Origin of the sequence: Microbacterium sp. NPDC086615 (genome assembly GCF_040686055.1) — a bacterium.
In the GTDB taxonomy this organism is placed as follows: domain Bacteria; phylum Actinomycetota; class Actinomycetes; order Actinomycetales; family Microbacteriaceae; genus Microbacterium.
The window spans coordinates 18,687-31,475 of sequence record NZ_JBFBJJ010000021.1; the positions used below are offsets into that span (position 1 = coordinate 18,687).

General features: G+C 69.3%; 9 protein-coding genes and 1 pseudogene. 8 read left to right on the forward strand and 2 right to left on the reverse strand.

Annotated elements, in window-relative coordinates; translation table 11 throughout:
- Window positions 1–41: 41 nt before the first annotated feature.
- On the reverse strand, window positions 42–974 hold the full coding sequence (locus tag AB0O24_RS16495; protein ID WP_363376483.1) for a phosphoribosylaminoimidazolesuccinocarboxamide synthase: 933 nt from the start codon (window positions 972–974) through the stop codon (window positions 42–44).
- Window positions 975–1,085: 111 nt separating this feature from the next.
- On the opposite strand from AB0O24_RS16495, the gene AB0O24_RS16500 reads away from it, so the two are divergent.
- From AB0O24_RS16500 to AB0O24_RS16515, 4 genes are all read left to right on the forward strand, one after another.
- Window positions 1,086–2,813, forward strand: a complete 1,728-nt coding sequence (locus AB0O24_RS16500) for a BCCT family transporter (RefSeq protein ID WP_363376485.1) — start codon at window positions 1,086–1,088, stop codon at window positions 2,811–2,813.
- Between the two features lie 169 nt (window positions 2,814–2,982).
- On the forward strand, window positions 2,983–3,606 hold the full coding sequence (locus tag AB0O24_RS16505) for a PadR family transcriptional regulator (protein WP_363376487.1): 624 nt from the start codon (window positions 2,983–2,985) through the stop codon (window positions 3,604–3,606).
- Window positions 3,603–5,162, forward strand: coding sequence for a DHA2 family efflux MFS transporter permease subunit (locus AB0O24_RS16510; RefSeq protein ID WP_363376489.1), 1,560 nt, complete (start codon window positions 3,603–3,605; stop codon window positions 5,160–5,162). The genes AB0O24_RS16505 and AB0O24_RS16510 overlap by 4 nt, the downstream gene beginning before the upstream one ends.
- A gap of 192 nt (window positions 5,163–5,354) precedes the next feature.
- Window positions 5,355–6,998 (forward strand): HAMP domain-containing sensor histidine kinase, encoded by a 1,644-nt coding sequence (locus AB0O24_RS16515; RefSeq protein ID WP_363376490.1) that lies wholly within the window; start codon window positions 5,355–5,357, stop codon window positions 6,996–6,998.
- A gap of 13 nt (window positions 6,999–7,011) precedes the next feature.
- Here the strand turns inward: AB0O24_RS16515 and AB0O24_RS16520 are convergent, their stop codons facing one another.
- Entirely contained in the window at window positions 7,012–7,659 is a 648-nt protein-coding gene (locus AB0O24_RS16520) for a helix-turn-helix domain-containing protein (RefSeq protein WP_363376492.1), read from the reverse strand.
- A gap of 204 nt (window positions 7,660–7,863) precedes the next feature.
- Here AB0O24_RS16520 and AB0O24_RS16525 point away from each other — a divergent pair, with 204 nt between their 5' ends.
- From AB0O24_RS16525 to AB0O24_RS16540, 4 genes and pseudogenes are all read left to right on the forward strand, one after another.
- On the forward strand, window positions 7,864–8,484 hold the full coding sequence (locus AB0O24_RS16525) for a hypothetical protein (RefSeq protein ID WP_363376494.1): 621 nt from the start codon (window positions 7,864–7,866) through the stop codon (window positions 8,482–8,484).
- Between the two features lie 80 nt (window positions 8,485–8,564).
- Window positions 8,565–9,167, forward strand: coding sequence for a hypothetical protein (locus AB0O24_RS16530; RefSeq protein WP_307383155.1), 603 nt, complete (start codon window positions 8,565–8,567; stop codon window positions 9,165–9,167).
- A 118-nt stretch (window positions 9,168–9,285) separates the two neighbouring features.
- Entirely contained in the window at window positions 9,286–12,015 is a 2,730-nt protein-coding gene (locus tag AB0O24_RS16535) for a hypothetical protein (protein WP_363376496.1), read from the forward strand.
- An 87-nt stretch (window positions 12,016–12,102) separates the two neighbouring features.
- A pseudogene (locus tag AB0O24_RS16540) lies at window positions 12,103–12,789 on the forward strand (hypothetical protein); the annotation flags it as partial.

The window sequence follows — 12,789 nt, forward strand, 5'->3', positions numbered from 1 at the left end:
AGGGAGCGGTGGCTGAGCTCGTCGAAGCCTCCGCGGGCGGGTCAGGATGCCGTCAGCAGACGCAGGAGTTCGGCGTAACGCTCGCGCGTCCGCTCGACGATCTCGGACGGGAGCACGGGCGGCTCGCCCTGCTTGTCCCAGTTCGCCGCGAGCCAGTCGCGGACGATCTGCTTGTCGAAGCTCGCCATCCGCTCGGCCGGAGTGGTCCCCGTGCGCCAGGACTCGGCATCCCAGTATCGAGACGAGTCCGACGTCAGCACCTCGTCGGCCAGGGTCAGCACGCCCTGGGCGTCGAAGCCGAACTCGAACTTCGTGTCGGCGAGGATCAGCCCACGCGCCTCGGCGGTCGCCGCCGCGCGGCGGTAGATCTCGAGCGACAGGTCGCGCAGCGCCGCGGCGGTCTCGGCGCCGACGATCTCGACCGACCGCTCGAACGTGATGTTCTCGTCGTGCTCGCCCATCGGCGCCTTGAACGCCGGAGTGTAGAGCGGCTCGGGCAGGCGGTCGCCGTCGTTCAGGCCCTCGGGGAGAGGGATGCCACAGACCGTGCGCGTCGCCCGGTACTCCGCCCAGCCCGAGCCGGTGAGATACCCGCGAACGACGCACTCGATCGGCTGCATGTCGAGCGAGCGGACCAGCATGGCGCGTCCGCGCACGGCATCCGGGATCAGCTCCACCGCGTCGTCGCCCGCGAGCACGTGGTCGGCAGCGAGGTGATTCGGGATGCCACGCCCTCCGTCGCCGCCGGCGAGCTGGTCGAACCACCACAGGCTCAGAGTCGTCAGCAGCACGCCCTTGTCGGGGATGCCGGGGGAGAGGACGTGGTCGAACGCGCTCACGCGGTCGCTCGCGACCACGAGGAGGTGGGCGGGCGCGGCGTCGTCGGCCGTGTCGGCGGGAACATAGAGGTCGCGCACTTTGCCGGAGTAGACGTGGCGCCAGCCGGCGAGATCGGCGGGGGGAGCGGAGGTCACCCGCTCATTATTGCGGGTGTCGACGCCCCGCACCGGCGCGGATTGTGCCACACCGCGCTTCGCGGCGCCTGCCCCCCGGCACGCGGGACGCCGCTGACTACCGTTGATGGAATGACCGAGGCAGCCCCCGATACCGCGGTGAACATCGATCCCCATCTCGGTAGTCGTCACAAGACCATTCGCGGATGGGTGTTCTGGCCCGCCGCGGCCATCGCTCTGGCGTTCATCGCCTTCGCGCTGTTCTTCCCCGCCGCGGCCGAGGCCACATTCGACACCGTGCAGACGGCGATCGTCTCGACCTTCAACTGGTACTACGTGCTGATCGCGGCGTTCTTCGTCGTCTTCGCCCTCGCGATGGGCTTCAGCCGCTTCGGCAACATCAAGCTCGGTCAGGACGACGACGAGCCCGAGTTCTCGACGATGTCGTGGTTCTCGCTGCTGTTCGCCGCGGGCATGGGCATCGGCCTGGTGTTCTACGGCGTGAGCGAGCCGCTCAGCCACTTCGTCTCGCCCCGCCCCGGCGTCACGGGCACCCCCGCAGAGCTCGCGCAGCAGGCCATGTCGCAGACCTTCCTGCACTGGGGCGTGCACGCGTGGTCGATCTACGTCGTGCTGGGACTCGCGCTCGCCTACGCCTTCCACCGTCGCAAGCGTCCGCGCACCATCCGGTGGGCGCTGGAGCCGATCCTCGGTGCCCGCCTCGTGCAGGGCGGCTGGGGCAACGCGGTCGATGTCGCCGCCCTCGTCGGAACGCTCTTCGGCGTCGCGACGTCCCTCGGTCTCGGCGTCCTCCAGATCAGCGCGGGCCTGGACTTCCTCGGGGTCGTGTCGCCCAACATCGTCAGCCAGGCGATCATCATCGGCGTCATCACCGGCTTGGTGCTCTTCTCCCTGTTGTCGGGCGTCGGCAAGGGCATGAAGTGGCTGTCGAACATCAACCTCGTCCTCGCCGGGGTCCTGATGCTCTTCCTGCTCTTCGTCGGTCCCACCGAGTTCCTGCTCCGCGACGTCGTGCAGTCGATCGGCAACTACATCCAGAGCTTCGTCGGCCTGTCCTTCACGGTCAGCGCCTACGCGGGTGACGACGGCGTGGCGTGGCAGGGAGCCTGGACGGCGTTCTACTGGGGCTGGTGGATCTCGTGGGCCCCCTTCGTGGGCATCTTCATCGCGCGCATCTCGCGCGGTCGCACCGTTCGCGAGTTCGTCGTCGGGGTCATCCTGGTGCCCACGCTCGTCGGCATCCTGTGGTTCACCGTCCTCGGCGGCACCGCGATCTACGGTGAGCTGACCGGCACGGCGTCGTACACCGGTGCCGATGGGTCGGTCGACGTCTCGACGGCACTGTTCCAGATGCTCGAGGGTGTTCCGGGTTCCGTCGTGCTGATCGTCGGCTTCCTCATCCTCATCGCCGTGTTCTTCGTGACCTCCGCCGACTCCGGCGCGCTCGTGATGAGCATGATCGCGACGGGCGGCGAGGAGGAGCCGAAGAACTGGGTCCGCGTGTTCTTCGCCCTCGCCACCGCCGTCATCGCGTTCGCCCTGCTCATTGCGGGCGGGCTCACCGCCCTGCAGACCGCGGCGATCAGCATCGCCCTTCCCTTCAGCATCGTGCTGCTCGCGATCTGCTGGGCGACCGTGACGGCCTTCCGTCGCGAGATGCGCGCGTACGACAAGGCCGAGCGCGCGCAGCTGCGCGACGCGATCGGCGAGCACTACGGCCTCGAGGTCGAGGAGCCCAATCAGCGCGGGATCTTCGGCATCCCGGTGCGGTGGGCGCAGCATCGCCCTCGGAAGGCTCCGGCGCCTCCGGTCGATGCAGAGCCCTCCGCCGACGCGTAGGCGTCCCTCCCGGCCGTCGTTTCCCGTTGAGTGTCCAAGACACGCCGCAACCTGCCCGGACATTGCGGCGTGTTTTGGACACTCAACGCTCTTCGCGCGGGCTCGCGCGACGGCGCGAAAGGGCGTATAGTCCACGTGGACTAGTCAGCACGGACCATGAGGAGGACGGATGCCGGACGCCAGCCGCCTCACCCCGATCGCCGTCATGATCCTCGCGACCCTGCGCGAGGCCGACATGCACACCTACGAGCTCGTGCGCCTGCTGAAAGAGCGCCGCGACGACCGGCTCGTCCCCCTGCAGAAGGGCACGATCTACCACACGGTCGCCCGCCTCGAACGGGACGGTCTGCTCGCCGAGGTCGGCGTCGACCGCGACGGGAACCGTCCCGAGCGCACCACCTACACGCTTCTGGATGCCGGTCGCCAGGCGGTCGAAGATTGGGTCCGCGCCGAGCTGCCCCAGATCGATCGTCCGAGCGATTTCCGCGTCGCCCTCTCCGAAGCGCACAACCTCGAGCGCGACGAGGTCGTCGCTCTGCTCGACCAGCGCCGCGTGATGCTCGAAGCCTCCATCGAGGAGCACCGCGCGGGTCTCGAGTCCGCCGCCGAGCGCGACACTCCCGAGCAATTCCTCGTCGAGCTGCAGCGCCAGGCTGCGCTGCTCGATGCCGAACTCGCGTGGCAGAACTCCCTGCGCGCGCGTCTCGCCGATCGCACCCTGCCGTGGGGCGTCGCCGAGATCCCCGAACACATCAAGAACAAGCACCGCGTCTCGAGGGAGACATTCGCATGACCGACGCCCGCGCCGCTTCCGCGGCATCCACCCGTACCGGGTCGCACAAGACCCACGAACGCAGCCCCTGGCCCGCCCTCTGGGCGCTCGTCATCGGCTTCTTCATGATCCTCGTCGACACCACGATCGTCTCGGTCGCGAACCCCGCGATCAAGGCGGCTCTCGACCCGGACACCAACAACCTCGACAACGTCGTGTGGGTCACCAGCGCCTACCTGCTGACCTACGCCGTGCCGCTGCTCATCACCGGGCGCCTCGGCGACCGCTTCGGTCCGAAGAACATCTACCTGACGGGCCTCGCGATCTTCACGCTCGCCTCGCTGGCGTGCGGTCTCGCTCCCTCGCTCGAGGTGCTGATCGTCGCTCGTGCGGTTCAGGGCCTGGGGGCCGCGCTCATGACGCCGCAGACGATGGCCGTGATCACGCGTACCTTCCCGCCGCAGAACCGCGGTGCCGCCATGGGGCTGTGGGGCGCCACCGCCGGGGTCGCGACCCTCGTCGGGCCGCTCGCGGGCGGTCTGCTCGTCGACGGCCTCGGATGGGAGTGGATCTTCTTCATCAACATCCCCGTCGGCATCATCGGTTTCGTCGCCGCGATGATCCTCGTCCCGCAGCTTCCGCGGACGGCGCACAAGTTCGACATCCTCGGCGTCGTGCTCAGCGCGATCGGTCTGTTCCTCATCGTCTTCGGTCTGCAGGAGGGGGAGCACTACTCGTGGGCGGCGTGGATCTGGGGGATGGTCGCCGCGGGTGTCGTCGTCATGGCGCTGTTCGTCTGGACGCAGGCGCGCAGCAAGGGGGAGCCCCTCGTGCCGCTCGACCTCTTCCGCGACCGCAACTTCTCGGTCGCGAACCTCGCCATCGCCGCGGTGGGCTTCACGGTCACGAGCATGGCGCTGCCGCAGATGTTCTACCTGCAGCTCGCGCGCGGCCTCACCCCGACCGAGTCGGCCCTGCTGCTCGTGCCGCTCGCGATCCTCTCGGGCGTGCTCGCCCCGTTCGCCGGCAAGCTCCTCGACCGCACCGACCCCCGTTTCCTGCTCGTGCCGGGGCTCCTGCTCGTCGGCGGATCGCTCGGCATCTACGTCGCCCTCATCCTCAATGACGCGCCGATCTGGGCTTTCCTCATCCCGTCCGCGCTGATGGGGGTCGGAAACGCCGGCATGTGGGGTCCGCTCGCGACCACCGCGACGCGCAACCTCCCGCCGCGCCAGGCGGGCGCCGGTGCGGGCATCTACAACACGACCCGGACCGTCGGATCAGTCATCGGATCGGCATCCATCGCTGCATTCATGCAGGCGCGCCTCGAAGCGAACCTGCCGGGGGCAGCGGATGCCTCGGCCTCGTTCGGCGGGGGAGCGTTGCCGCCCCAGGTGGTCGGCGGCTTCTCGCAGGCGATGGGGCAGTCGCTCATCCTGCCGATCGTCGTGATCGGGGTGGGCCTCGTCGCCGTGCTGTTCATGCGTCGGCCGACGATGATCCGCCCGCACGGCGCTCCGCGCGATGCCGCTACGGCCGCGCAGGCGCAGGCTGCTCCGGCCGCCGCCGGCGAATAGCACCCCGATCCTCAGGCGCCGCCGCTCCTTCCGGGGCGGCGGCGCTTGTCGTTCTGGGTCTCGGTGGGCTTGCAGACAGCGGATGGTCGGATAACCTACCTTTCGTTTGCTGGCTGCCGCGACTCGCCCCGCATCTGACAGGCCGTGGCCGCCGTCCCCATGACCCGCTAGGTGAGAGGCGGTGGGTGGCCCGTGCCCATCTTCCAGGCGACGCGCACGCCGGAGGGGCGTCGCGCCCTGGCCGCGCAGACGCAGCTCCCGTTCTTCTTCGGGCTCGTCTACGTGGCGATCGTTGTCCTCGTGGTCGATCCGTCGATCCTGGTGATGCCCATCTCGATCGTCGGGTTCGCCGTCGGTGTCTCGGCGACGGCGCTCGCGATGCTCGTCCCGTGGGAGCGGTTCGCCCCCGTGGCCATGATCGCGGTCGCCGCCCTCGATGTCGTCGCGGTGACACTCATCCGCGCTGAAGTGACTCGCGTGCTGCCGTGGGTCATTCTGCTGGCGATCTTCCCCATGGTGTGGGCGGCGTACTCGTTCGGGTGGGCCGGGCTCGCCCTCGTGGTGGTCGGCTCGATCGGGATGCTCGTGTTCCGATTCGTGTACGCCGGTGCCTCGCCGCAGACGTTCACGGAATGGGCGAATGTCACGAGCCTTCCCCTCGTGATACTCGCGCTGGCCATCATGTCTTTTCTGGCGGCGCGTCGGCTGGGGCGTCGAGGCCATCAGCTCTCCCTGGCGAATCGAGCTCAGGTGGAAGCCCTCGCGGGTGCGCGAGACGCCGAGTCCCTCGTGATCGGGATCCTCGACACGGTCGCCGCGGGCGTGGCCTTCTATGACGAGGAGGGACGCCTCCGGGTGGCGAACGCCGCGGCCTACGAGATGGCCCGCGCTGCGGGGTTCCGGCTCGACGAGCTTCCGTACGCGGGAGGCAACGTGCTCGCCGGTGACCGCTCAACGCGGATCCCGCCCGAGGAGCAGTTCATCCCACGCGCCCTGCGGGGCGAGGTGATCCGCGGGCACCTCGCGTGGCTCGGGCCGCCCGAGGCGCAAATGGCCGTGCTCGCCTCGTCGAACCAGCTCCGCCGGCCGGACGGGTCCGTCCAGGGGACCGTCGTCGTCGCGCACGACGTCACCGAGCTCGCCGATGCGATCGAGGTGCGCGAGCAGTTCCTCCGAACGGTCTCGCACGAGCTGCGCACACCCCTCACCGGCGTGACGGGCTTCCTCGCCCTCATCGACGATGCCGTCGGACACGAGGATCCGAAGCTGCGGCAGTACATCGACGTGGTGAACCGTCGCGCCGCCGACCTGCTCGATCGGGTCACCGACCTCGTCGCGGCGACCGGATGCGACCGAGACCTTCGTTTCGCCGAGGTCGACATCCGGGAGATCGTGGATGCCGCGGCTCGGCGCATTGCGAAGCTCGCCGACGCTCGATCGACGCCCGTGCAAATCGCGCGCGCCGAGCGCGTGCAGGTGCGCGCGGATCGCGAGCGGCTGGAGGAGGCGGTCGCCGAGATCCTGACGAACGCGGTGAAGTTCGGCGAACCGGAATCGCCCGTGTCGGTGACCTGTCGGGCGCACGAGGATCGCGTTCGGGTGGCGGTGTCGAACGAGGGTGTCGGGCTTTCCCACGCCGAGCAGCGCCGGGTCTTCGATCGCTTCTACCGCACCGCTCACGCGCGCTCGCGCGCCGTCCAGGGGTATGGCCTGGGGCTCACGAGGGTGCGCGCGATCGTCAACGCGCACGCGGGGCGCGTGCACATCGAGAGCGATCCGGGCGAGCGGACGACGGTGACGCTGGAGCTCCCCGTCGTCGGTCCCGGCGCGCGCTGAGTCACGGGCGCCCTCACCCAGACGTCGTGCGTGGCGTACCCGCGGAGGCTGCGCCGGCTTCGGCGATGAGTTGGCCCAGCTGACGGCGCAGCCGGTCGGTGAACCCCGCGGGGCTCATGTCGAACTCCAGGGAGAGCAGGTCGTAGACCTCGTGTGAGGCGATGGCGAAGAACTCGCGCACGAGCAGGGGAATCGATTCGTGTGGCAGGCCCGCGAGCTCTGCGAGCGTGCGCGCAGATCGCCCGAACTCGCGCCGGCGTTCTGCGCGGAGTTGCTCGAGCATGACCGCCGCTCGGGGGTCGGCATCCGCGGCCGCGCGAAGAGCGTTCCAGAGCCGGTGCGTCCGGGCGATCGCGGCGGTCAGAAGGGTGAGGTACTCGTCGATCGCCTGGGGGAGTGGCATCCGCTGCATCAGATCGACGTAGGCGGGTTCGCCGCTGACCGGGAATGCTTCGCCGTGCCCGGCGAAAGCCATGGTGAACGCGGCGAAGACGAGGCGCCGTTTCGGGCCGGCCAAGCCGACGCTCTCGACCGAGACGCCGGCGCGGTCTGCGATGGCTTGCAGAGTCGTCTGACCGTAGCCGTTTTCACTGAAGAGCTCGGCCGCCGCCTGCAGGATGCGGCGTCGGGTTCGGGCGGCGGCGTCTGCGCGATTCGTCACGCGGAGATTCTGCCGGATGCTGAATCTCATTACGGCCTGTCCGCAATCAAGAGGCGGCGGATCGAAAGCGTCGATAACGTCCGATTCGAAAGGCGTGTGTCGCCGAGAACAATGCTCCCGAAGCCTCTCGCACTTGCATCGGCTGCCGTACGGCGCTACCTTTCAAATCGCTTATACGTCGATATATTGAAATGCGAAGATGCCATGAATCCCTGCCCGATCAAGACTCCGGGCGCCGCACTTCCCTCGGGATCGCTGGCGCTGACCGGCATGGAGTGGCTCCCCTTCGCGGTGCTCGGAGCCGTGCTCCTCATCGCGGGCGTCGCCGTCGCGCTCTGGCGGCGCCGGGCCCTCGCCGCCGGTGCGACGGTGCTCGTCCTGCTGGCGCTCGGACTCGTCGCCCTGCCTCCGGTTGCCACGAGCGCGCACGCGTCGTCGTCGCAGGCCTGCGACTTCCTCGACGTGACGCACGTCGACCACCCCGACGCGGGGGTGAGTGTCGTGGCGGGTCAGGCGGCGACGACCTCGACGTTCCGTCTCTCCAACACGTCCGCCGCGCCGGCAGCGGTGTTCTTCGGCACGGTGGTCACCTCCGATGCCGCGGGCGTCGCCGACCAGGTTCAGGTCGGCTTCGACTCCGCTGTGGGGTCCACGTCACAGGGCCTCGACGAGACCGCACCCACGAGGGTGTTCACGCTCGCGGCGGGCACGTCGGTCGATGTGGCGGTGAGCGCGGGCTTCCCTGAGACGGTCGACAACAGCGTCCAGGGCGCGCACGTGTCCTTCGACGTGCGCGCCATCGCGCAGCAGATCCCCTCCCCCTGATCGTGGCTCGATCCTCGAGTCGCTCGGCCGCGCGCGGCCATTTCTCTGCACCATCCACCTCTCCAGAAAGAGAAACACGCATGACGACCAACACGGCAACGCGCGGCACCAAGCGCAAGATGGCTCTCGCAGCCGGCGCCCTCGTCCTCGCCGGCGTCGGGGGCACCCTCGCCTCGGGCGCCTGGTTCACCGACCAGCAGAAGATGACCGGCAACGAGCTCACCGCGGCGACGGTCGTCCTCGACTCACTGACGTCGGGGGGAGCTACGAAGATCGAGGTGTCGAATCTGCTGCCATCCGCGGACTCGACCGGGGGCAAAGAAGGCAGCATCACGATCTCGAACTCCGGCACCGCGAAGTTCCTCTGGGCTGCCGACCTCGATCCCGGTACGCCGACGAAGGCGGGCTTCCTCGACGCTGTGCAGATCGAGTTCCGCCAGGGCGGTGCCGGCAACTGGTCGGCCCCCACGTCGATCGCCACCGCCGCGGCGGTGTTGCAGAAGAGCGCGTCGGCGCTCGACGCGGGCACCTCGACGACGCTCGACTACCGAGTCTCGCTGCCGTCCACGACGGCCAACGACCTCCAGGGTGCCTCGGTCGCCTTCGACGTCGTCGTCAAGGCCATCCAGGCCGACGCGCCCGACTCGACCTTCGACGACGACACGCAGTTCCCGACCAGCTGATCCTCCGGCGGTGAGGCGCGTCCATCGACGCCGCCTCACCGCCGTTCGCCTTCCCCGAAAGGGCTTCATGCGCTTCCTCCGCCGTTCATCTCGCCGTCCGGCGTCTCGTCGTGCTTCCGTGCGCGTCGTGGCCCTCGCGGTCATGGCGCTCCTGATGGTCCCGGTGGTCGGCGGGTCGGGGGCTTGGTTCACGGACTCGCAGTCGGTGTCGGGCTCGGCCTCGGCGGCGACGCTCGGAGCGTTGTCACCGACCGTTGTCGCGACGGATGCCGGGAACACGGTGTCGTGGCGGGCGGCGACGGAGCAGGCCTGGGCGACGGATGCCGGGGTGACCAGCGGTGTGACGTACTCGGTGCAGCGTCAGGTCGAGGGGCGTCCCGCCCAGAAGCTGGGGACCACGTCGTACACGTCGTTCACGGACCCGGGCGGGCAGCCGTTCGGGACGATCAGTGCGGGTGGGACGGCTTCCTTCGGGGTCGCTCCGGACGGGTCCGTGTGGGCCTGGGGTGACGATTCCTCCGGGCAGCTGGGGAACGGACAGGGGACAGCTTCTCCCGCGCAGACCCCGGTGCGGGTGGAGGCGTTGTGGGACGCGGGTGTGCAGGTGACGCAGGTGAGCGCGGGGTCCTCCTCTGCATTCGCGGTGGCATCGGATGGGTCGGTCTGGGCGTGGGGCTTCGGTGGCGGGGGAGTGCTGGGTGACGGGGACGCGAGCGCGCACGTCTCCGCGCCGGTGCGGGTGGACGCCTTGTGGGACGCGGGCGTCCGCGTGACGCAGGTGAGCGCGGGAGAGCAGTTCGCTTTGGCGGTGGCATCTGACGGATCGGTCTGGGCGTGGGGAGACGGCGAGGGGGCGGTGCTGGGGGACAGGGATGCCAGCAGGCATTTCTCGGCGCCGGTGCGGGTCGACGCACTGTGGGGCGCAGGTGTGCGTGCGGTGCAGGTGAGTGCGGGCGAGTTGCACGCGTTGGCTGTGGCGTCTGATGGCTCCGTCTGGTCCTGGGGTTCCGGTGCGTGGGGGGTTCTGGGCGATGGGGTTGCGAGCGGGCACTCTTCAGAACCACTGCGTGTGGATTCGCTCTGGGACGCCGGCGTGCGTGTGGCGCAGGTCAGCGCGGGCATCTGGCATTCGGCGGCCGTCGCGCTGGATGGATCGGTGTGGGCATGGGGATCAGGTCGCTTCGGGCGCTTGGGCGATGGGGTCGTGTCGGAACATGTCTCAGGGCCGGTACGGCTCGACGCGATGTGGGATGCCGGGATGCGTGCGACGCAGGTGAGCGCCGCCCCGATGCACTCATTGGCGGTGGCGTCGGACGGGTCGGTGTGGGCGTGGGGAAGCGGCGAGAACGGGGTGCTCGGGGACGGGGACGAAAGCGACCATGTCTCAGGGCCCCGGCGGGTCGATGCCCTGTGGGATCGGGGCAAGCGGATCACCCAGGCGAGCGCGGGCGCTTCCCACTCGGTTGCCGTGGCGTCGGACGGGTCAGTCTGGGCGTGGGGTCCCGGGTGGAACGGGTTGCTCGGGAACGGGTCCACCACTGACCAGTCCGTCCCTGGGCCGGTCGGTGCACGCACTCTCACGCAGGTCAGCGCGGGTGTCTCGCATTCTCTGGCGCTGGCGTCCGATGGCTCGGTATGGGCCTGGGGTGATGGAGCCCACGGGCGTTTGGGTGACGGCGATCCGAGCTTCCGCTCGTCCTCGTTACCCGTGCCGGTTCGCGCATCGTGGAGGGCAGACGATCCCACCCGCAAGATCACACAGGTCGCCGCAGGGGACACGACGTCGTTGGCCCTGGCATCCGACGGCTCGGTGTGGGCATGGGGCAGCGGTTCCGATGGGCAGTTGGGTCCTGATGTCCGAGGGGATAGCGCCACTCCGGTCCGGGTTCCCTCGACGGGCGGAAACGGTCTCAAGATCACCAAGGTCGCGGTGGGCGGTGGTCAGTGCCTCGCTATCGCGGCCGACGGCTCCGTGTGGCAATGGGGAACGATTTCCGATGAATCGACGACGGAGACGGTGCCGACGAAGGTGGATTTTCCGTCGAACTGGGTGCTGTCGGGCTATCGGGCGTCGGATGTTAGCGCCGGCCCGGGCTTCGCATTGGTCGTGTCCTCGGTGGGGGACTTGTGGGGATGGGGAGTAGCGCGGTCGGATCAGATGCAGGGCATGGAGCGCGCGGCCAAGCCGCAGCTGATCGCCCCGAGAGGTGCGCAGGCTATCAGCGCAGGCACGACGCATGTGCTGGAACTGTCGATCGGCAAAGACGTGTGGGCGTGGGGTGGACGCCCCTCCCGCGGATCGGATCCGGTCGCTTTGGGCGACGGGTCGGCTCCGGGATACGGCCGCGGTCGCGTCGATGTCGCTGCCCCGTGGTTCAGGGCTTCTCCTCGAGTCTGGGCAACGCAGGTGGCTGCGGGTCGGGTCCACTCGATGGTGCTGGCGTCCGACGGATCCGTCTGGGCGTGGGGCGACGGCTCGAACGGCAGGCTCGGCACGGGAAAGATGGAAACGGCGCTGACTCCCCAGGCAGTGAACCCCGCATGGTCGAACGACGCGGGTCGGTCGATCACCCAGGTGAGCGCCGGAGGATCGCATTCCTTGGCCTTGGCATCCGACGGGTCTGCCTGGGCATGGGGTGCGGGAGGATCCGGACAGTTGGGCGACGGAGGCGTTGCGGACCAGGCCACACCCGTGGCGGTGCCATCCGCTTTCGCGGCCGCGAATTGCCCACCCCCGTCCACCCTGGTCGGACGCTCGTGCACGCTCCCCGGCACGACGACGTATTCCGTTTCCTACGATTACCGCGGCTGGTCCTCGCCGGTCGCGACGGCGGCGATCACGCGATGAGCGGCGCGGTGCTCGTGTCTTCCCTTTCCGCCGCGGGTGACCTCTCGGTTGCTCAGGCGGCCCGCCCTTCCCTCTGAAAGAACCCGCATGCGTTTCTCGCTCTCTCGCTCGCTCCGTCGCGGCGTCGCCCCTTCGTCCGCGCGCCGCTCGGACCTCGCCGCCCCGCTCGGTCGCGCCGCCGCTCTGGCAGTCGTGGCTCTCTTACTGGTTCCCGTCGTAGGCGGTTCAGGGGCCTGGTTCACCGACTCCCGCTCGGTGTCCGGCTCGGCGTCGGCGGCGACGCTCGGAGCGCTCTCGCCGACCGTCGCCGCCGCGGGGGCCGGGAACACGGTGTCGTGGCCGGCAGCGACGACACAGTCCTGGGCGACGGATGCCAAGGTGACCGACGGTGTGACGTACACGGTGCAGCGGCAGGTCGAGGGGCGTCCCGCGCAGACGTTGGGCACGACGTCGGGGACGTCGTTCACCGACCCGGGCGGGCAGCCGTTCGGGATGGTGAGCGCGGGGGGATCGCATTCGTTGGCTGTCGATTCGGCTGGTTCGGTGTGGGCGTGGGGATCCGGTGCTGACGGGAGGCTGGGCAATGGCGGTTCGGATTCCTCGCTCGTGCCTGTGCCGGTGTCGGTCCGGTGGCCGGCTGGTGTGACGATCACCCAGGTGAGCGCGGGGGAATGGCACTCGTTGGCTGTCGATTCGGCTGGTTCGGTGTGGGCGTGGGGATCCGGTGCTGACGGGAGGCTGGGCAATGGCGGTTCGGATTCCTCGCTCGTGCCT

What these genes read in the sequence shown, in the direction of transcription:
- AB0O24_RS16525 (WP_363376494.1), top strand. Translation starts at nt 7,864, where the DNA reads ATGAATCCCTGCCCGATCAAGACTCCGGGCGCCGCACTTCCCTCGGGA.
- AB0O24_RS16505 (WP_363376487.1), top strand. Translation starts at nt 2,983, where the DNA reads ATGCCGGACGCCAGCCGCCTCACCCCGATCGCCGTCATGATCCTCGCG.
- AB0O24_RS16500 (WP_363376485.1), top strand. Translation starts at nt 1,086, where the DNA reads ATGACCGAGGCAGCCCCCGATACCGCGGTGAACATCGATCCCCATCTC.
- AB0O24_RS16510 (WP_363376489.1), top strand. Translation starts at nt 3,603, where the DNA reads ATGACCGACGCCCGCGCCGCTTCCGCGGCATCCACCCGTACCGGGTCG.
- AB0O24_RS16530 (WP_307383155.1), top strand. Translation starts at nt 8,565, where the DNA reads ATGACGACCAACACGGCAACGCGCGGCACCAAGCGCAAGATGGCTCTC.